This window comes from Pseudomonas sp. Pseusp21 (assembly GCF_059492145.1).
Genome location: NZ_CP168520.1, coordinates 5068468 through 5088999, shown reverse-complemented (window position 1 = coordinate 5088999; position 20532 = coordinate 5068468). Strand labels below are relative to the sequence as shown.

At 61.3% G+C, this 20532-nt stretch carries 16 protein-coding genes and 2 tRNA genes; 13 read left to right on the top strand and 5 right to left on the bottom strand.

Annotated elements, in window-relative coordinates; all coding sequences use genetic code 11:
* The first annotated feature begins 6 nt into the window (after positions 1-6).
* The 3 genes from ACEN93_RS23075 to pdeM are packed head-to-tail and all read left to right on the top strand — an operon-like array spanning position 7 to position 3973.
* On the top strand, positions 7-771 hold the full coding sequence (locus tag ACEN93_RS23075) for an ABC transporter ATP-binding protein (protein ID WP_039771333.1): 765 nt from the start codon (positions 7-9) through the stop codon (positions 769-771).
* Positions 772-830: 59 nt separating this feature from the next.
* Entirely contained in the window at positions 831-3317 is a 2487-nt protein-coding gene (locus tag ACEN93_RS23070; protein ID WP_495610538.1) for a ligase-associated DNA damage response DEXH box helicase, read from the top strand.
* Positions 3317-3973 carry a ligase-associated DNA damage response endonuclease PdeM gene (gene pdeM / locus ACEN93_RS23065; protein ID WP_495610537.1) on the top strand — a complete coding sequence of 219 codons (657 nt, stop codon included), beginning with the start codon at positions 3317-3319 and terminating at the stop codon, positions 3971-3973. The genes ACEN93_RS23070 and pdeM overlap by 1 nt, the downstream gene beginning before the upstream one ends.
* 39 nt (positions 3974-4012) lie before the next feature.
* Here pdeM and ACEN93_RS23060 read toward each other — a convergent pair whose 3' ends face one another.
* Positions 4013-4222 (bottom strand): hypothetical protein, encoded by a 210-nt coding sequence (locus ACEN93_RS23060; protein WP_011332763.1) that lies wholly within the window; start codon positions 4220-4222, stop codon positions 4013-4015.
* A gap of 106 nt (positions 4223-4328) precedes the next feature.
* A complete protein-coding gene (gene dcd / locus ACEN93_RS23055; protein WP_007954988.1) occupies positions 4329-4895 on the bottom strand; it encodes a dCTP deaminase in 567 nt (188 codons plus the stop codon).
* A 353-nt stretch (positions 4896-5248) separates the two neighbouring features.
* On the opposite strand from dcd, the gene ACEN93_RS23050 reads away from it, so the two are divergent.
* Complete coding sequence (locus ACEN93_RS23050; protein WP_002554837.1) at positions 5249-5458, top strand: cold-shock protein; 210 nt, start codon at positions 5249-5251, stop codon at positions 5456-5458.
* 118 nt (positions 5459-5576) lie between these two features.
* Here the strand turns inward: ACEN93_RS23050 and ACEN93_RS23045 are convergent, their stop codons facing one another.
* Positions 5577-6584 (bottom strand): DUF481 domain-containing protein, encoded by a 1008-nt coding sequence (locus tag ACEN93_RS23045; RefSeq protein ID WP_074691375.1) that lies wholly within the window; start codon positions 6582-6584, stop codon positions 5577-5579.
* A gap of 177 nt (positions 6585-6761) precedes the next feature.
* On the opposite strand from ACEN93_RS23045, the gene ACEN93_RS23040 reads away from it, so the two are divergent.
* From ACEN93_RS23040 to ACEN93_RS23025, 4 genes are all read left to right on the top strand, one after another.
* The gene (locus tag ACEN93_RS23040) at positions 6762-7103 is read left to right on the top strand and encodes an MGMT family protein (protein ID WP_011332761.1); all 342 of its coding nucleotides are present in this window, start codon (positions 6762-6764) and stop codon (positions 7101-7103) included.
* A 43-nt stretch (positions 7104-7146) separates the two neighbouring features.
* Complete coding sequence (locus ACEN93_RS23035; protein WP_011332760.1) at positions 7147-8706, top strand: AmpG family muropeptide MFS transporter; 1560 nt, start codon at positions 7147-7149, stop codon at positions 8704-8706.
* A gap of 115 nt (positions 8707-8821) precedes the next feature.
* A complete protein-coding gene (locus tag ACEN93_RS23030) occupies positions 8822-10537 on the top strand; it encodes a proline--tRNA ligase (RefSeq protein ID WP_064593895.1) in 1716 nt (571 codons plus the stop codon).
* Positions 10538-10554: 17 nt separating this feature from the next.
* The gene (locus ACEN93_RS23025; RefSeq protein WP_039771323.1) at positions 10555-11508 is read left to right on the top strand and encodes a hypothetical protein; all 954 of its coding nucleotides are present in this window, start codon (positions 10555-10557) and stop codon (positions 11506-11508) included.
* Between the two features lie 47 nt (positions 11509-11555).
* Here ACEN93_RS23025 and dinB read toward each other — a convergent pair whose 3' ends face one another.
* Positions 11556-12617 carry a DNA polymerase IV gene (dinB, locus tag ACEN93_RS23020; RefSeq protein WP_039771321.1) on the bottom strand — a complete coding sequence of 354 codons (1062 nt, stop codon included), beginning with the start codon at positions 12615-12617 and terminating at the stop codon, positions 11556-11558.
* A gap of 280 nt (positions 12618-12897) precedes the next feature.
* On the opposite strand from dinB, the gene ACEN93_RS23015 reads away from it, so the two are divergent.
* The 5 genes from ACEN93_RS23015 (at position 12898) to ACEN93_RS22995 (ending at position 18356) form a co-directional block, all read left to right on the top strand.
* Positions 12898-12974 (top strand) — tRNA-Met (locus ACEN93_RS23015).
* A gap of 204 nt (positions 12975-13178) precedes the next feature.
* Positions 13179-13255, top strand: a tRNA-Met gene (locus ACEN93_RS23010).
* Positions 13256-13534: 279 nt separating this feature from the next.
* Positions 13535-16174: a bifunctional lysylphosphatidylglycerol flippase/synthetase MprF gene (gene mprF / locus ACEN93_RS23005; protein WP_495610536.1), complete on the top strand. Its 2640-nt coding sequence runs from the start codon at positions 13535-13537 to the stop codon at positions 16172-16174.
* Complete coding sequence (locus ACEN93_RS23000; RefSeq protein WP_074691372.1) at positions 16174-17469, top strand: virulence factor family protein; 1296 nt, start codon at positions 16174-16176, stop codon at positions 17467-17469. The genes mprF and ACEN93_RS23000 overlap by 1 nt, the downstream gene beginning before the upstream one ends.
* Positions 17470-18029: 560 nt before the next feature.
* Positions 18030-18356 carry a DUF3077 domain-containing protein gene (locus ACEN93_RS22995; RefSeq protein WP_039771318.1) on the top strand — a complete coding sequence of 109 codons (327 nt, stop codon included), beginning with the start codon at positions 18030-18032 and terminating at the stop codon, positions 18354-18356.
* A gap of 67 nt (positions 18357-18423) precedes the next feature.
* Here the strand turns inward: ACEN93_RS22995 and ACEN93_RS22990 are convergent, their stop codons facing one another.
* The gene (locus ACEN93_RS22990) at positions 18424-20265 is read right to left on the bottom strand and encodes a potassium transporter Kup (RefSeq protein WP_414860288.1); all 1842 of its coding nucleotides are present in this window, start codon (positions 20263-20265) and stop codon (positions 18424-18426) included.
* Positions 20266-20532: the final 267 nt, after the last annotated feature.

The following is a 20532-nucleotide window of genomic DNA, read 5'->3' as shown; positions in this document are numbered from 1 at the left end:
TGTCCCATGTACAAATTGACCGTTGAAGGCCTGCACAAAAGCTATGGCGACCATCAGGTGCTCAAAGGCGTCTCGCTCAAGGCCAGGACCGGCGACGTGATCAGCCTGATCGGCGCCAGCGGCTCGGGCAAAAGCACCTTTTTGCGCTGCATCAACTTTCTCGAACAACCCAACGACGGCGCGATGAGCCTCGATGGCCAGGCGATCCGCATGGTCACCGACCGCCACGGCATGCACGTCGCCGACGCCGATGAACTGCAACGCCTGCGCACACGGCTAGCGATGGTGTTCCAGCACTTCAACCTGTGGAGCCACATGACCGTGCTGGAAAACATCACCATGGCCCCGCGCCGGGTGCTGGGCTGCAGCAAACAGGAAGCCGACGACCGCGCCCGGCGTTATCTGGAAAAGGTCGGTCTGCCGGCACGGGTGGCCGATCAGTATCCGGCGTTCCTCTCCGGCGGCCAGCAGCAACGGGTGGCGATTGCCCGAGCCTTGGCGATGGAGCCGGAAGTCATGCTGTTCGACGAACCGACCTCGGCGCTCGATCCGGAGCTGGTCGGCGAAGTGCTCAAGGTGATTCAGGGCCTGGCCGAAGAAGGTCGGACCATGATCATGGTCACCCACGAAATGAGCTTTGCCCGCAAGGTGTCGAGCCAGGTGCTGTTCCTGCATCAAGGGCTGGTGGAGGAGGAAGGCGCGCCGGAAGAAGTGCTGGGCAATCCGAAGAGCGAACGCCTGAAGCAATTTCTCAGCGGCAATCTCAAGTAAAACTATTGCCCGGTCGGCGCGGTCATTGAAGGAACATCTTCAGAGCACACGTCGCCGGCATGGGCACCTCCACCGACTTCGCCAAACACTGGTTCAGCGCCCGCGACTGGAAGCCGTTCGCCTTTCAGAAACAGGTGTGGGCCGCGGTCAAACGTGGCGAATCCGGCCTGCTGCATGCCAGCACCGGCGCCGGTAAAACCTACGCGGTGTGGTTTGCCGCGCTCAATCGCTTTGCCCGCTCCGGGCCTGTTGCTGAAACCACCCGTAAACGCAAACCGCCCGCCGAACCGCTGACTGTCTTGTGGATCACCCCAATGCGGGCGCTGGCCGCCGACACCGCGCGCGCCCTGCAAGCGCCGCTGGACGATCTGCAGATCCCCTGGAGCGTCGGCCTGCGCACCGGCGACACCGGCAGCAGCGAACGCGCCCGGCAGAACCGGCGCCTGCCCACCACGTTGATCACCACCCCGGAAAGCCTGACCCTGATGCTCGCCCGTGCCGACGCGCAAACGGCGCTGTCGACGCTACGCATGGTCGTGGTGGACGAGTGGCACGAATTGCTCGGCAACAAGCGCGGCGTGCAATTGCAACTGGCCCTCGCCCGCCTGCGGCGCTGGCAGCCGGGGCTGATCGTCTGGGGCGTTTCCGCGACGCTCGGCAATCAGTCCCACGCCGAACAGGTGCTGATCCCACAGGGCGGTGGCGTGAGTATTCAGGGGCAAAGCGAAAAGTCGCTCAAGGTCGATACCTTGCTCCCACCGGCCATCGAGCGTTTTCCCTGGGCCGGGCATATCGGCTTGAAGATGTTGCCGCAGGTGGTCGCCGAACTGGACGTCTGCGCCAGCAGCCTGGTGTTCACCAACACCCGGGCGCAGTCGGAAATCTGGTACCAGGCCTTGCTGGAAGCGCGGCCGGACTGGGCCGGATTGATCGCCCTGCACCACAGCTCGCTGTCCCGGGACACTCGCGACTGGGTCGAGCAAGCGCTGAAGAATGGCCAGCTCAAAGCCGTGGTCTGCACTTCAAGTCTGGATCTGGGGGTGGATTTCCTGCCCGTGGAGCGGGTGCTGCAGATTGGCTCGGCCAAAGGCGTGGCGCGGCTGATGCAGCGTGCCGGACGTTCGGGGCATGCGCCCGGTCGAACGTCGCGGGTCACCCTGGTGCCGACCCACAGCCTGGAGCTGATCGAAGCTGCGGCCGCTGGCGATGCCGTGGCACAGCGGCGGATCGAACCGCGACTGTCACCGCACAAACCGCTGGATGTGCTGGTGCAACATCTGGTCAGCATGGCCCTGGGCGGTGGCTTTGTTCCCGATGAGTTGTACGAAGAAGTCCGTGGCGCCTGGGCCTATCGCGACCTGACACCCGCCGACTGGGCCTGGGCGCTGGCGTTCGTGCGTCACGGCGGGATGTCGCTGACGGCGTATCCGGATTACCGCCGGGTCGAGCCGGATGAACACGGGATCTGGCGCGTCCCCGATGCCCGCCTGGCGCGCCGCCATCGGATGAGCATCGGCACCATCGTCAGCGATGCCAGCATTCATCTGAAGTTCTGGAGCAAGGGCGGTGGCGGCAAACAACTGGGCAGTGTTGAAGAAGGTTTTATCGCACGCCTCAAACCCGGCGATGGTTTTCTGTTCGCCGGGCGCCTGCTGGAGCTGGTGCGGGTGGAAAACATGACCGCCTACGTCAAACGCAGCAAGGCGAAAAAAGCTGCCGTACCGCGCTGGAATGGCGGGCGCATGCCGCTCTCCAATGAATTGGCCGAAGCGGTGGTCAACCGGTTCAGCGCGGCGGCACAAGGCGAGTTTGCCGGCCCGGAAATGCAGGCCTTGCGACCGCTGCTGGAAACCCAGATGCGCTGGTCAGGCCTGCCGACAGTCAACAATCTGCTGGCCGAAGTGCTGAAATCCCGAGAAGGCTGGCACCTTTTCCTCTATCCGTTTGCCGGACGTCAGGTGCATCTGGGGCTGGCCAGCCTGCTGGCGTGGCGGGTGAGCCAGCGCCTGCCGGTGACCTTCTCGATTGCGGTCAACGATTACGGACTGGAACTGCTCAGCGCCACGCCCGTTGACTGGTCTGTGCAACTGGATGGCGCCCTGCTCGGTCCCGAGGGTTTGTTGAGGGATGTGCTGGCCAGCCTCAACGCGGGCGAACTGGCGCTGCGCAGGTTTCGGGAAATCGCGCGGATTGCCGGACTGGTGTTCGCCGGTTACCCCGGCGCGCCGAAAAGTACCCGTCAGGTCCAGGCCTCCAGCGGGCTGTTCTTCGAAGTGTTCAAACAATACGACGCCGACAATCTGCTGCTGGCCCAGGCTGGGGAAGAAGTCCTGCGGGAAGAACTGGATATTCGTCGGCTGGAGCAGACACTGGAGCGAATCAACCGGATGGAACTCGATATGCACTTGATCAAACGTCCGACACCGCTCGGCTTTCCATTGCTGGTGGAACGCATGCGCGAAAGCATGAGCTCGGAAAAACTCGCTGACCGCATCCGTCGAATGGTTGGCGATCTGGAACAAACTGCCGACAAGGGCCAATCCTGATGAACGCGCCCTACCCGGTGCGTCTGGCGGGCGAAGAACTCTGGTTGCTGCCGGAAAAGGCGCTGTACTGGCCGACGCAGCAGACGCTGCTGATTGCCGATGTGCATTTCGGCAAAGCGGCCGCTTATCGTCGCCTGGGGCAGCCGGTGCCGCAGGGCACTACGACGAGCAATATCGCCGTGATCGAGCAGTTGCTGGCGAAACTGCCGTGTCGGCAACTGATCTTTCTTGGGGATTTTCTGCACGGGCCGGGTTCGCATGCCCCGGGCACTTTGAGCGTTTTGGATGAGTGGCGCTCACGCTACGCCGATCTGCCGATGACACTGATTCGCGGCAATCACGATAAACGGGCAGGTGATCCGCCAGCGACGCTGAACATTCGGGTGGTGCCGGAGCCGTTGCTGCTCGGCCCCTTCGCCTTGCAGCACGAACCCGATCCGCACCCTGAGCGTCACGTCCTCGCAGGCCACGTTCACCCGGTTTATCGATTGAACGGCAAGGGGCGCCAGCGTTTGCGGCTGGCGTGTTTCAGGCTGGGGGAACGCATCAGCCTGTTGCCGGCCTTCGGCGCCTTCACCGGCGGTTATCCGGTAGAGAAGGAAGACAGCTGTCGGATCTTCGTCATTGGCGACAACGACATATGGCCCGTCGGCTGACGTCCTGTTCAGGATTCAGCCGACGGGCCATACGTTCAATCAGGCGACGGGCGCGGGTGGCGGTTTATCCGGCAACGTAGGTTCGCCGGGCTCTGTCGGTTCTTCGTTGGGGGTATCGGGATCGGGCTGGTGAGGGATTCCGCCGGCCGTGGTGATGGGGGGGTGTGCCAACAACGACCAGGCCATTACGCCAACCTGATTGGGCTCGAGCCTTGCCAGTTCGGCAGTGATTTGCGGATCGATCTTCATGGAGCACTCCTCGGCGAAGGCCCGTCCCGCTGTTCGCGAAACGGGCAGTACACCTCATAGAGTGTCTACCCGCCGAAGAATTCCCGGTAACTGCCGGATGGACGGATCAGGTACGCGGCAGGGTCACGCCACGCTGGCCCTGATACTTGCCGGCACGGTCCTTGTAGGAGACTTCACATTCCTCATCGGATTCCAGGAACAGCATCTGCGCCACACCTTCGTTGGCGTAGATCTTCGCCGGCAGGTTGGTGGTGTTGGAGAATTCCAGGGTCACCTGGCCTTCCCACTCCGGCTCGAGCGGGGTGACGTTGACGATGATGCCGCAGCGGGCGTAGGTGCTCTTGCCCAGGCAGATGGTCAGGACGTTGCGTGGAATACGGAAGTATTCAACGGTCGTGGCCAGGGCGAAGGAGTTTGGCGGGATGATGCAGACGTCGCTGTGGACGTCGACAAAGCTGCCGGCGTCGAAATTCTTCGGATCGACGATGGCCGAATTGATGTTGGTGAACACCTTGAAATGATTGGTGCAACGCACATCGTAGCCGTAGCTCGACACACCGTAGGAGATCACACGGCTGTCGTCGCTGCCACGTACCTGGCGCTCGACGAACGGCTCGATCATGCCGTGTTCCTGCGCCATGCGGCGAATCCACTTGTCCGATTTGATGCTCATGGCGGGTGTCCTGAATAGCGAGGTGGAAAAAATCTGTCCGGCATCTTACCGGGCGCGCCGCCGGGTTCAAAGTGCGGGGTGCAATTCTCGCCGAACGTGCGGGATTTACGCGGCTTCGCGACGAACCGTCACACCGTCGATCCCTAAAACAGAGAAACCTTCGCAAGAAGCATTGGCACGTTCCGGAAAAAGGGTTAAGGTGGCGCCACTGTGCTGCTTGTGTCACTGAGAATCTCTACACGATATGTTGAATTTCGATCCAACCATCTACAAGAATTTTTCCTGCTCTTTGCACTCAGTCTCGGCCAGGGTTCTTCCTGAGTCGCAGTTATCTTTGTTCAAGGAGTTACACCATGTCTAATCGCCAAACCGGTACCGTTAAGTGGTTCAACGATGAAAAAGGCTTCGGCTTCATCACTCCACAATCCGGTGACGACCTGTTCGTTCACTTCAAAGCTATCCAATCCGACGGCTTCAAAAGCCTGAAAGAAGGCCAACAGGTTTCTTTCATCGCTACCCGCGGTCAGAAAGGCATGCAAGCTGAAGAAGTACAAGTTATCTAACTTGTAGCTTCTTTAGAAAAAGGCCCCGCCCTCAAAAGCGGGGCTTTTTTGTGGGCGTCTGTTTTTCCGGGCGCAAAAAAAGATCGCAGCCCGTGAAGGCTGCGATCTTTTGCGTTGCTTACCAGGCCACGCCGAAACCGGCGGTGTAGCGGGTCTTGCTCAGGTCCGCATCCTCGGTGCCGCTGATGATGTCGCGTTCGGCCTTGAGGTTGAGCGAGGCCCACTCGGTGACTTTGTAGCGTAGGCCCATTTCCGCATCCAGCGCGTAATCGGCGACGCCGGAGAGTGGCTTGCCGACTTCGCCATTGGTGAAGAACTCGACCTTCTTGCCGATCAGGTAGCGGTTGTAGTCCCACTTCATGGCGACCGAATAGAAGTTGTCCTTGCTGCCATCGCGGTACTCGTAATCGGTTCGGTTGAGCAGCGAACCCAGGGAGAACGCTCCCAGTTCGTCATCCCAGAACTGGTAACCCGGGCCGGTACCCACCACGCGCTGGCGCGCCAGCTCTTCGATGTGATCGCGCTTGTAGTTCAACCGCCCCTGCCAGAACCATTGATCAGTGAGGAAGCGGTCGAGCGAGTACTCGGCGCGCCAGTTATCGGTGGTGGTCACGTCGTCTTGCACTTCGCGGTTGTATTCGCCCTCGGCGATATGGCGCCAGCGGCCGTGACGAGCAGTGGTCTTGAAGCCGACATCGTAGTCGTCGGTATCTTTCTCGGCGCGCTGGTAGTCGAGCGCCAGATCGACGTTGCCCTTCCACACCAGATCCTCGACCACCGGTTTCGGCTTGAGAATCTGCTGAATGCTCGCCAGCTCCACGGTTTTCGGCGCCTCGCCGTTGGCCAGGGTGACCTTGCCCTCTTCGGCAGCACTCAGGGACTTGGCCTTCTCGCCGTTGTAGGCGTCCTGCTTGACCAGCAGTTCCTGATCGCTCTCCAGGGTCTTGACCTGCTTCCAGTCGATGGTAACGGCCCCGGCGTACTGGGTCTGGACCAGCAACTTGCCGCCGTCGAACAGCGTGATTTTACCGCTCAGCTTGTCACCGTTCTTCAACCAGACGGTGTCGGCAAGCAAGGGTGTGGACGCACTGAAGACAGCAAGGCACAGCAGGGTTCTGGACAACATAAGCGAATCGAAGACTCAAGTTTGCGAAAAAAGGGTCGGCATTATCCGTAGGAATAATTCCCTGACAAGGAGTGACCCGGCTAATTCTGTTGAGTTCATTTCTCAATTGCCCATCCACCGATTACGCTTAAGCACATAACGCGATCAAGTTCAGGAACCGCGCACGTGACAGACCCGATGCATGCCTGCGAAAACGATCCGCAAATCCGACGCACGGCACTCTATTCCACCCTCGCCCAAGTGCCTGAGGGCAAAGTCGTCAGCTATGGTCAGTTGGCCGAACTGGCGGGGTTGGGGCGCGCCGCCCGTTGGGTCGGTCGGACCCTGAGCCAATTGCCCGGCGACACCAAACTGCCCTGGCACCGCGTGCTCGGCGCCGGCGGTCGGATCAGCCTGCCGGCGGGCAGCCCGTCCGGGGACGAACAGCGGGCGCGATTGCGCATGGAAGGCATCACCGTCCTGAACAATCGTGTGGATATTCGGCGCCATGGCTGGCGTCCGGTAGAGCACAGCGGTTAGAGTGCGCGCTTTGTTTTCGCAATCTTGAGGCAGACTTCAGCCCATGCCCCGTAAAACCTGGCGCGCCGCGCTCGCCGCCTATGCCAGTCCTTCGACGCTCGTGCTGTTGTTGCTGGGTTTCGCCGCCGGCCTGCCGTACATGCTGGTGTTCTCGACACTTTCGGTCTGGCTGCGTGAAGCCGGTGTGGCCCGTGAGACGATCGGCTACGCCAGCCTGATTGGTCTGGCTTATGCCTTCAAATGGGTCTGGTCGCCCCTGCTCGACCAGTGGCGCCTGCCGCTGCTGGGCAAGCTGGGTCGTCGCCGTTCGTGGCTGGTGCTCTCACAGACGCTGGTAATCCTCGGCCTGATCGGTATGGGTTTTTGCGACCCGCAGAAACACCTGTCCTGGCTGATCGCCATCGCCGTGGTCGTGGCGTTCGCTTCCGCCACCCAGGATATCGCGGTCGACGCCTATCGCCTGGAAATCGCCGAAGACAGCCGTCAGGCCGCGCTGGCCGCCAGCTATATGTCCGGCTATCGGATCGCCGCCCTGCTCGCGACCGCGGGTGCGCTGTTCTTCGCCGAGGGCTTCGGCTCTACAGGCTTCAAGTACCAGCATTCGGCCTGGACCGGCACCTACGTGCTGTTCGGTGCCCTGATGGTGCCTGCCCTGCTCACCACCCTGCTGATGCGCGAGCCGCCGGTGCCGTTGCGCACCCAGTTGCAGGCGGGGCGTTACACCTTCATGCATCAGTTGATGTCGGTGTTCGTGCTGATCATTTTGCTGGTCTCCGTACCGGCCATGTTCACCCAGCTCTACAACACCGATTTCGCCAGCGTGCTGTTTGGCGACATGAGCCCGCTGGACCTGCTGCTGGAAGACCGGGCGTTCCTGCGCGCGATTCTCTACACCACGCTGACCTGCCTGTGCCTCTCGGCCATGGGGCGCCGTGGTCTGGCGCCGGTTCTGACACCGGTCAACGACTTCATCCTGCGCTACCGCTGGCAGGCGTTGCTGCTGCTCGGCCTGATCGCCACCTATCGGATGTCCGACACGGTGATGGGCGTGATGGCCAACGTGTTCTACATCGACCAGGGTTTCACCAAGGACCAGATCGCCAGCGTCAGCAAGATCTTCGGCCTGATCATGACCCTCGTCGGCGCCGGCATGGGCGGTCTGCTGATCGTGCGCTTCGGTATCCTGCCGATCCTGTTCATCGGCGGTGCCGCGTCGGCGGGCACCAACCTGCTGTTCCTGATGCTCGCCGACATGGGCCCGAACCTGCAGATGCTGGTGGTGACGATCTCCCTCGACAACTTCAGCTCCGGCCTGGCCACCTCAGCGTTCGTCGCCTACCTGTCGAGCCTGACCAACCTGAAGTTCTCCGCCACCCAGTACGCCCTGCTCAGCTCGATCATGCTCCTGCTGCCACGCCTGATCGGCGGCTACTCCGGGGTGATGGTGGAGAAGTTCGGTTATCACAACTTCTTCCTGATCACCGCGCTGCTCGGCGTTCCGACCCTGGTGCTGATCGCCCTGCACTGGTTCCAGGAAAGCCGCCGCGAAGGCCCGACGCCGACGCCGGAACCTGCACCGACCTCCGTCGTGGAAGAATCGTAAGACATCTCGCACCCGGCGAGAGGGGTTGCGCCGGGGCTGCACTTCTGTACGTCGGCGGATCTCGCCGTTACACTGCTCCGTCATTTCCAGTCATAGCAACCGACAACGGCCAACCATGCGCACCAGTCAATTTTTGCTCGCCACACAGAAAGAAACGCCTTCCGACGCGGTCGTGATCAGCCATCAGCTGATGCTGCGCGCCGGCATGATCCGCAAACTCGCCTCGGGCCTGTACACCTGGCTGCCGATGGGCTTGCGAGTGATGCGCAAGGTGGAAGCCATCGTTCGCGAAGAGATGGACGCCGCCGGCTCTCTGGAAGTGTTGATGCCGAGCACCCAACCGGCCGAGCTGTGGCAGGAATCGGGGCGCTGGGAAGAATACGGCCCTGAGCTGCTGCGCATCAAAGACCGCCACGGTCGTGATTTCTGCGCGGGGCCGACCCACGAAGAAGTGATCACCGATCTGATGCGCAACGAGTTGAGCAGCTACAAACAGCTGCCGATCAACCTGTACCAGATCCAGACCAAATTCCGTGACGAGATCCGTCCACGCTTCGGCCTGATGCGCGGTCGCGAATTCATCATGAAGGACTCCTACTCGTTCCATGCGGATCAGGCGTCGCTGCAGATCACTTATGACCGCATGCACGAAGCGTACTGCAACATCTTCACCCGCCTGGGCCTGAAATTCCGTCCGGTGGAAGCCGACAACGGTTCGATCGGTGGTGCCGGCTCCCACGAATTCCACGTACTGGCCGAGTCCGGCGAAGACGATATCGTCTTCAGCAACGGTTCCGACTACGCAGCGAACATCGAGAAAGCCGAAGCCGTGCCGCGTGAAACCTCGCGCGCCGCGCCAAGCGAAGAGCTGCGTCTGGTCGATACGCCAGACACCAAGACCATCGCGGCCCTGGTGGAGAAATTCGGTCTGCCGATCGAAAAGACCATCAAGACCCTGATCGTGCACGCCGAAGAAGAAGGCAAGCTGATCGCCCTGATCATTCGCGGCGACCACGAGCTGAACGAAATCAAGGCTGCCAACCAGCCAGGCGTTGCCAGCCCGCTGGTCATGGCCTCCGATGCCGAACTGCGTGACGCCATCGGCGCCGGCGCCGGCTCCCTCGGCCCGCTGAACCTGCCGCTGCCGATCATCATCGACCGTTCGGTGGAGCTGATGAGCGACTTCGCCATCGGTGCCAACATCGACGACAAGCACTACTTCGGCGTGAACTGGGAGCGTGATCTGCCGGTTCCGACCGTGGCCGACCTGCGCAACGTCGTGGCCGGCGACCCGAGCCCGGACGGCAAGGGCACCCTGGAAATCAAGCGCGGCATCGAAGTCGGGCACATCTTCCAGCTGGGCAACAAGTACAGCAAGGCGATGAAGTGCGAAGTGCTGGGAGAGAACGGCAAGCCGGTGACCCTGGAAATGGGTTGCTACGGTATCGGCGTGTCCCGCGTGGTGGCTGCCGCCATCGAGCAGAACAACGACGAAAACGGCATCATCTGGAGCGACGCCCTGGCACCGTTCCAGATCGCTTTGGTGCCACTGCGCTATGAAACCGAGCTGGTACGCGAAGCCACCGACAAGCTGTACGCGGAACTGACCGCGGCCGGCTTCGAAGTGCTGCTGGACGACCGCGACAAGAAAACCAGCCCGGGCATCAAGTTCGCGGACATGGAGCTGATCGGCATTCCGCACCGGATCGTGGTCAGCGACCGCGGCCTCGCCGAAGGCAACCTGGAATACAAGAGCCGTACCGAAGGCCAGGCGCAAGCGCTGCCGGTTGCCGACGTGCTGTCCTTCCTTCAGGCCCGTATCCGCCGCTGAAACCAGATAGAGACGTCATGTTCAAGCGAAACACCTTAGGCCTCGGTGGTGCCGCCCTGTGCGGCACCCTGCTGGTCAGCGGCTGTGCCAATCACATGTCACAACGCAGCGAGCACGAGGAACGTGTCGAGCGCAAACTGCTCGATCACAGCCTGCAGATCGATGTCGGCGAGCCCAAGGTGCTTGAGCTGCCGCAACGGCGCGTGAAGATCAACGAACAGAAGACTTTCGAAGTCACCGAGTTCGAGGTTACCCGCCATTACGACCGTTACACGCCTTACCAGCCATGGCGGGAGATCTACGAGATCCCGCTGGGCGCGGTCGCGGTGGTCGGCGGCGTCGGCGCGAACGTGGTCAACGTGTTTGCCCTCGGCAATCTGCCCGACAGCGTGACACGGGACTGGCTCAGCTACGGTTTCGCCGGGCTCAACCCGTTCATGAACGTGCAATCCAACGGTCGCGCGCAACAGAACCTGGCCGGTATCGACGAAGTCCAGCGCGACAAGCGCACGGAATATTCGAGCCTGCCGTGGAGCGAGCGCCCGGTTCAGGTCAAGGCCGGCAAGCAGACCTTCGACATGACCACCGATCGCAACGGCGTGCTGCGTCTGAACCTGCTGGACAGCCCGTTCGCCGAAAACGACCTCAATCATGTAGGCAAACTGCAGATCAGCGTCGAAGACGGCAAGGATGACGTGCATTCCGACTCGTCTTTGGCGATCAGCAGTCACCTGCGCGGCAAGCTGCTGGAAGCTCACGGGCTGATCTACGACGATCTGGAAGACGACGAAGTGAGCCAATGGGTGCACCGGGTCAAGCGTCTGTCGGAACTGGGTCTGGAAGAAGAAGCCAGTGAACTGGAACAAAGCCTGATCGAACTGACCCGCAACGATCCTGAGTTGCAGGCCGAATTCCTCAAGTCCCTGACCCGGGATGCGGGGCGTCTGGTGGCGGATCCGGGGCCGAACTGAACCCCTGAAAAAATGCCCGAACCTGCTTCGGGCATTTTTTTGTCCGCTTATCGCTCGAACAGCTCCATTTGTTCGAACCCGCCGCGTAAATCCTCCAGCCGCACGCCTACTCCCAATAGCCGCACCGGTTTGCCACCGCGATTGAACGCCTGCGTCAGCATCAACTGGTAACTGCCCAGATCCCGCCCTGCCCCCGCCTGTTCCAACGTGGTCTGGGTAAAATCGTGAAACTTCACTTTGACGAACGGCTTGCCCGGCCGGTAGCTGCTGTCGATCCGCGCCATGCGGGTTTTCAGGGTTTCCAGCAATTCCGGGAGCTTGTCGAGGCAACTGCGCAGGTCCGGCAGATCGACGTCGTAGGTGTTTTCGACACTGATCGACTGACGGCGACTGTCGTTGTGTACCAACCGCTCATCAATCCCACGGGCCAGACTCCACAAGCGCTCGCCGAAACTGCCGAATTCCCGCACCAGCGCCAGCTTGTCCCACTCGCGCAATTGCAGGCAGTCACTGATACCGAGCTTGCCCAGCTTGTCGGCCGTGACCTTGCCCACCCCGTGCAGCTTGCTCACCGGCAGGCCACTGACGAAGTCTTCGACCTGGTCCGGGGTGATCACGAACAAGCCGTTGGGCTTTTTCCAGTCGCTGGCGATCTTGGCCAGAAACTTGTTCGGCGCCACGCCGGCGGAGACGGTGATGTGCAATTGATTGGAAACCCGGCGGCGAATGTCCTGGGCGATCCGCGTGGCGCTGCCGCCGAAATGCGCGCTGTCCGAGACGTCGAGATAGGCTTCGTCCAGGGAAAGCGGCTCGATCAGGTCGGTGTAATCGCTGAAGATCGTATGAATTTCCTTCGACGCTTCGCGATAGGCATCCATGCGTGGCTTGACGATGGTCAGGTCCGGGCACAGCTTCAAGGCATGTCCGGACGACATCGCCGAGCGAACCCCATAAGCCCGCGCCTCATAGTTGCAGGTGGCGATCACTCCGCGCCGGTCCGCCGAACCACCGACCGCCAACGGCTTGCCGGCGAGGCTCGGGTCATCCCGCATCTCGATGGCGGCGTAGAAACAGTCACAGTCGACGTGGATGATTTTTCGCTGAGTCATGACAGAAAAGGAAACATGGCGAGCCGGACCGGCAGTATCTCACTGACACCTGTATATAGCACCAGTGGTATGAATGTTCTTTTCAGTTTGTAGGAAACGGACTTTGAATTTATTTTCTCAATCGAAAAGCAACCTCCAATAGAGCTGAAACCCTTGTGCTGCCTGACCTGCAGCCGGGAAAAAGACCGTCCGTCAGCGCTAACCGATTGAAGCTGAACAGGTTTTATCCGAATTGAAGGTTGACACTCCGGCGTTCCTCTGTAGAATGCCGCCACACAGACGCGGGATGGAGCAGTCTGGTAGCTCGTCGGGCTCATAACCCGAAGGTCGTCGGTTCAAATCCGGCTCCCGCAACCAAACATCAAAAAAGGCCAATCGAAAGATTGGCCTTTTTTGTGCGCGTCGGTTTTTTGAATCCAGTCGCGCCAAGCGGAAATCGTTCCGATTCCGAAACTTAGCGCTTCCTCTGCGACCGTTTGCCGCGATTGCACACTTATTTGACCCATCACGGGATTATCGGTTGACACCTCGCCGTTCGCCTGTAGAATGCCGCCACACAGACGCGGGATGGAGCAGTCTGGTAGCTCGTCGGGCTCATAACCCGAAGGTCGTCGGTTCAAATCCGGCTCCCGCAACCAAACATCAAAAAAGGCTACTCGAAAGAGTGGCCTTTTTTGTATCTGTGGAAAAAGTCCTTTCGCAACAATGATCTGTCACTGTGCAGTGAACCGTTCAGGATCTTCAGACCCGCCGAGATGCGACTATGCTTGAGTCGCGGACAAGGCATCTGCAATCCAAGACCTGCCCTCGCCGATACCCGGTGAGAGGCGTAGTATTTTGTGATTATTTTTTTCTACAGGGATTGGTTACTTGGCTGGATACCTCCATCCTGTCGCGCACAATCCAAGAGGTGATTGATGCGCGCCAACTCGTCTGATTCACAAGACACCGTCACAGCGACCCCACCGATCAAGCCTGAGCGTCTGCGCCTGCTGGATCGGATCAGCAAATACCGGCAACCGATCGGTCTGGCGGTTACTTTGCTGCTGTTCGCCATCGCGCTGATTGCCTGTCGCCATCTGCTCAGCGAACTCGATCTTGACGCACTGCACGACTCGATTCTGGAGGTGCCGAAACCGGCCCTTCTCGGTGCCCTCGGTGCGACATTCGTCGGCTTCATCATTCTGCTCGGCTATGAATGGTCGGCCAGTCGTTACGCCCGCGTGACGCTGGCACCGAAAGTTCTGGCCCTTGGCGGCTTCACCGCGTTTGCCATCGGCAACGCCATCGGCCTGTCGATGCTGTCCGGTGGCTCGGTGCGTTACCGTTTATATGCACGACATGGCCTGGGCGCTTCCGAAGTCGCGCACATGACCCTGTTCGCCAGCCTGTCGCTGGGCTGCGCCCTGCCGCCGCTGGCTGCGCTTGCGACCCTGAGCAACCTGCCTGCTGCGTCGCAGGCACTGGGGCTCTCCGAGACCTTGTTGGGGACGGTTGCCGGCGTGGTGCTGCTGCTCGGCGCGATCCTGGCCATCGGCATCTATCGCCGTCGCCTGCCGGAACAACCTTATCCGGACAACCTGCTGGTCCGGGCCGGTCGTCGCACCCTGCGCCTGCCGGGTCGTCGCCTGACGTTCCTGCAACTGGTCATCACCGCCCTCGACGTCGCCGCCGCTGCGACCGTCCTTTATCTGCTGCTGCCGGAAGCGCCGCCCTTCGGTGCGTTCCTGCTGGTTTATCTGCTGGCGCTGGCGGCGGGCGTACTCAGTCACGTTCCGGGTGGCGTGGGGGTCTTCGAAGCGATTCTGCTCGCGGCGTTCGCCGACAAGCTCGGCGCCGCTCCACTGGCTGCCGCCCTGCTGCTATATCGCCTGATCTATGTGGTGCTGCCGTTGCTGGTGGCGTGCGTGCTGTTGCTGCTCAACGAAGGCCAGCGCCTGTTTCAGTCGCAGACCATGCGTGCGGCTTCCGGTCTGGCGGCACCGATTCTCGCGGTGCTGGTGTTCCTGTCCGGCGTGGTGCTGCTGTTTTCCGGCGCGACGCCAGAGATCGACACCCGTCTGGAACACATCGGCTTTCTGATTCCTCACCGCCTGGTCGACGCCTCGCACTTTGGCGCCAGCCTGATCGGCGTGCTGTGCCTGATGCTCGCCCAGGGCTTGCGTCGCCGGTTGTCGGCGGCGTGGATGCTGACCACCATTCTGTTGCTGGTGGGCGCCCTGCTCTCGCTGCTCAAGGGTTTCGACTGGGAAGAAGCGACCCTGATGACCCTCACCGCCGCGCTGCTGGGGGTGTTCCGTCGCTCGTTCTACCGCCCGAGCCGTCTGACCGAACTGCCGTTCTCGCCGCTGTATCTGGTGGCCAGCCTGTGCGTACTCGGTGCTTCGACCTGGCTGCTGCTGTTCGCTTATCAGGACGTTCCGTACAGCCATCAACTGTGGTGGCAGTTCACCCTCGACGCCGACGCCCCGCGCGGCCTGCGCTCGCTGCTCGGCGCCGCCGTATTGCTACTGGTGATCGCCCTGACCTGGCTGCTGCGCACCGCTCGCCCGGTGATCCATCTGCCGACACCCGATGAGCTGGAACGCGCCTCGAAGATTCTGATGGCCTCCTCGCAACCGGACGGCGGCCTGGCCCTGACCGGTGACAAGGCGCTGCTGTTTCATCCCAACGACGAAGCCTTCCTGATGTACGCCCGTCGCGGCCGCAGTCTGGTGGCCCTGTACGACCCGATCGGCCCCGGCCAGCAACGGGCCGAAATGATCTGGCAATTCCGCGACCTGTGCGACATCCACCACGCCCGCCCGGTGTTCTATCAGGTGCGCGCCGAGAACCTGCCGTACTACATGGACATCGGCCTGACCGCGATCAAGCTGGGCGAGGAAGCCCGGGTCGATCTGCATCGCTTTGACCTGGAAGCCAAGGGCAAGGAGATGAAGGACCTGCGCTACACCTGGAACCGTGGCACTCGCGATGGCCTGTCACTGGAAATCCATGAGCCGGGCCAGGCGCCAATGGATGAGCTAAAGGTGATTTCCGATGCCTGGCTGACCGGCAAGAACGTGCGCGAGAAAGGCTTCTCCCTTGGCCGTTTCAGCGACGATTACCTGAAGCATTTCCGCATCGCGGTGATTCGCTTCGAAGGGCGTCCGGTAGCGTTCGCCAACCTGCTCGAGACCTACAGCCACGACCTGGCCAGTCTCGACCTGATGCGCGCGCACCCGGACGCCCCCAAGCTGACCATGGAATTCATGATGGTCGGTCTGATTCAACACTATAAGAGTCACGGATACGCGCGCTTCAGCCTGGGCATGGTGCCGCTGTCGGGGTTGCAACCCCGGCGCGGGGCACCGCTGACCCAGCGTCTGGGCTCGATGGTTTTCCGCCGTGGTGAGCAGCTGTACAACTTCCAAGGCTTGCGCCGCTTCAAAGACAAGTTCCAGCCTGACTGGGAACCCCGTTATATGGCCGTGCCCGCCGGACTGGATCCGCTGGTGGCGCTGGCCGACACTGCTGCCCTGATCGCGGGCGGCTTGACTGGATTGGTGAAACGCTGATGATTCAACGCTCCCTGAAGTACATCCTGGTCGCACTGCTGGTGCTGGCCGCGATTGCCGGTGGCGGTTTCTGGTACCTCAAACGCCCGGCACCGGAACCGACCCTCGAACAGCTCACCCCGGCCGATGGCGCCGCCATGACCCGGGTCATCCCTGGCACCAAGCCCAAGGCTCAGGTACTGGTGGCGGTCAACGACGACCAGAAGCTCAGTGACAAGCAACTGACCACCCTGAGCCGCAGCGCCTCGGCGCAGATCGTCCAGGTGATCCTGCCCAAGGACTGCCTGCTGCAAAGCCGTGCCCTGCAAGCCGGCCTGCGTGAACTGAACGGCCCGGCGACCCTGGTCAGCGGCATCGGCCCCGGCGCGGTGCTGGCATGGCGCTGGCTGTCCGAACAGAAGGACGACAAGGCCCAGGCCGTCTCCGTCGACCTGGCCCTGGAAAAACCCGGCTGCACCCACCTGCTGCCAAAAGCCGCCGCCCACGGCCACTGGCTGGTGGCGTGGAACGACAACCCGGACGACACCAGCGCCGGTTTCGTGCGCGACCAACCGAACGCCGAAACCAGCATCAGCGACTACGACATCAACCTGCCGCAAGTGCTGAACAACGAACTGCGCAAGATCCTCGTCGGCGGCGACAAGGCCAACGGTGGTCTGCAGATCCCAGTGGTTGAAGTCCCGGCCGGTCAGGCCAAGGACACCGTGACCCTGTTCCTGTCCGGTGACGGCGGCTGGCGCGATCTGGACCGCGACGTGGCCGGTGAAATGGCCAAGATCGGCTACCCGGTCGTCGGCATCGACACCCTGCGCTACTACTGGCAGCACAAGAGCCCGGAACAGAGCGCGCTGGACCTGACCGAACTGATGCAGCACTACCGCCAGAAATGGGGCACCAAGCGCTTCATCCTGACCGGCTACTCGTTCGGCGCCGACGTCCTCCCGGCCATCTACAACCGCCTGCCGGAAACCGAGCAGCAACGCGTCGACGCAATCATCCTGCTGGCCTTCGCCCGCACCGGAAGCTTCGAAATCGAAGTCGAAGGCTGGCTCGGCAACGCCGGCAAAGAAGCCGCCACCGGCCCGGAAATGGCCAAGCTGCCACCGGCCAAGGTCGTGTGCATCTACGGTGAAGAAGAGACGGATGAAAGCGGCTGCACCGACAAAACCGCGGTGGGCGAAGCGGTGAAGCTGCCTGGCGGCCACCACTTCGACGAGAACTACCCGGCGCTGGCCAAGCGTCTTGTGGATCTGATCGAGAAGCGCCAGAACACGGCGCAGGTGGCGGAAGAGTGATCTGAAGCGCACCACCAAAAAGCCCCCGCAGCCTTATGGTTGCGGGGGCTTTTTCATTCAATGCTTGACTCTTCATGAAACTGAAAACGCCAGGTGTCCACATTCCATAAAACGTGGACACCTGCTTCATTGGCCTTTTCGAGTCGTCAACTCCACATTCATCTGCCGCACCAAAGCCGCGCAAAACCGCCATCAACGTTTAGTTTCGTTTACGTCTGGTGTCGCAATATCAGATGACGTCCGCATACCTTGTAGGCAAACTCCTAATCTCGTGTTTGGGCACTTTGCCGCCCTATTGCACTGTTTTTCGACGGGATACTCTCCAGAGGTCGCTGACTATTTCAGTGATCGGGTGTGGTAACCCGGCAAGGCAAAGTGCAACAGCATTCCAAACACGGCTCAGGTGTTTTTATGCCTGCAATTCGAGTCATGGCGGCTGTGCGTGGGAGACCTTCGGGTCTGCCGGTTTCTTTGCTCCCCCGGTTTACCACCCTGCGTACAGCTGCCACCCATTCGTGTGGTAACGAATGCGGCAGCTCCTCGTTTTATGGAGCGAAACAATGAGCAAACAAAGTCCTTCATCACCTTCAGACCTGACGACCATCGGTTTCACCTCTTTCCTCTACAGCTCGGATCAGGCGTTACTCAACGTTCGCTCCGGCGTCCCCATCGTCGAAGCACTGTCCCAGGCTTCAGACCTGTTGTTCCTCGCCAAATCCTTCGCCGAGGAAGCCGCCTACGACAAGGAAAGCGACCGCCACGCCTGGGCCGCGCATTACCTGACGATAATCGGCAAGGCCTTGGTCGACGACGTGATGAAGGCCCTGATGCCGCGACCTGCGCGAACGAAGACCGAATCTGAGGCAGAGCTGCCAGAAAGCATGTAACGGCGCAAAAACGAAAAAGCCCCCGCCAGCCGCAAAGCTGACGGGGGCTTTTCAATTGCGACGAGGCCTACATCTCCACCTGCGTCCCCAACTCAATCACCCGGTTCAGCGGCAGATTGAAGAATCGCAGGTTCCCGTTGGCATTCTTCAACATGAACGCAAACAACGCTTCACGCCAACGGGCCATGCCTTCAAGTTTCGAGGCGATGACCGTTTCGCGGCTGAGGAAGTAGGTGGTGCGCATCGGGCTGAAATCGAGATCGTCCAGATGGCACAGTTTCAGCGCCTGCGGCACGTCCGGTTCGTCGGTGAAGCCGAAGTGCAGGATCACCCGGAAGAAGCCTTCGCCGTGGGCTTCGACTTCGAAGCGGCGAGATGGCGGGACGCGCGGGATGTCTTCGTAAACGACAGTCAGCAGCACCACTTGCTCGTGCAGCACCTGGTTGTGCAGCAGGTTGTGCAACAGCGCGTGCGGCACCGCGTCGGAACGGGCGGTGAGGAACACGGCGGTGCCCTGCACACGGTGCGGCGGCTGCACGCGGATGCTGCTGATGAAGATCGGCAGCGGCAGTGCGCCTTCGTCGAGGCGCTCGACCAGCAGTTGCTTGCCGCGCTTCCAGGTGGTCATCAGCACGAACAGCGCGATACCGGCGATCACCGGGAAGGCACCGCCCTGGACGATTTTCGGCACGTTGGCGGCGAAGTACAGGCCGTCCACCAGCAGGAAGCCGAGCAGCACCGGCACCGCCAGAATCGGTGGCCATTTCCACAGCAGCAACATGACTGCCGACACCAGAATCGTGGTCATCAGCATGGTGCCAGTCACGGCCACGCCGTAGGCCGAGGCCAGCGCGCCGGAGGATTCGAAGCCGATCACCAGCAACACGACGCCGACCATCAGCGACCAGTTCACGGCACCGATGTAGATCTGGCCCTGCTCGTCGCTGGAGGTGTGCTGAATGTACATGCGCGGGATGTAACCGAGCTGGATCGCCTGACGAGTCAGGGAGAACGCGCCGGAAATCACCGCTTGGGAGGCGATCACCGTGGCCAGGGTCGACAGACCGACCAGCGGAATCAGCGCCCAGCTCGGCGCCAGCAGGTAGAACGGGTTGCGCGCGGCGTCCGGGTTCTCCAGCAACAAGGCGCCCTGACCGAAGTAGTTCAGCACCAGCGCCGGCAGCACCAGCAGGAACCACGCACGGGCAATCGGCTTGCGACCGAAGTGGCCCATGTCGGCGTACAGCGCTTCGGCACCGGTCAGCGCCAGCACCACGGCGCCGAGGATGGCCACGCCCATGCCGGTATGAACCATGAAAAAGCGCACGGCCCAGACCGGGTTCATCGCGTGCAGCACTTCCGGGTAGTGGCTGATACCGTAGACGCCAAGGGCGCCGAGGACCAGGAACCAGGTGACCATGATCGGCCCGAACAGAATGCCGATCCGCGCCGTGCCGTGTTTCTGGATCAGAAACAGCGCCACCAGCACCACCAGCGACAGTGGCACCACCCAGTGGTCGATGCCGTCGAAGGCCAGGCCCAGACCTTCAATGGCCGAGAGCACGGAAATCGCCGGGGTGATCATGCTGTCGCCATAGAACAGCGCCGCGCCGATCAGCCCGCAGACCACCAGCAACGTACGCAATCGCTTGCGCCCCGCCGCTGCCCGACGGGCCAGCGCGGTGAGCGCCATGATCCCGCCCTCGCCCTGGTTGTCGGCGCGCAGGACGAACATCATGTACTTGATTGAAACGACCCAGATCAGCGACCAGAAAATCAGCGACAGAATGCCGAGCACTCCGTCGTGATTGACGGGCACACCGTAAGCGCCGGAAAACACTTCTTTGAGGGTGTACAACGGGCTCGTGCCGATGTCGCCGTAAACTACCCCGACCGCCGCGACCAGCATGCTCAGCGGCTTGGTGGCCGAACCTTCGGCGCCTGCCGCGTGACTACTTGCCTGACCCATCCAACACTCCTGATTCCCAGACCGGCTTCTTATATGAAGCACTATGCTTTGTGTGCAGCATGCGCGTTTTTACGCCCTGTAACAGACGTTTTCTTGACTGTAAAAATTCAGTAAAGCGCAACGGCGCGAAGCATAGCGCAGCACTCGTCGTATTTCCCTGCATAAAGCTGGTCAAGTGCGCTGCTCGTCGCTAGAATTGCGCACTTT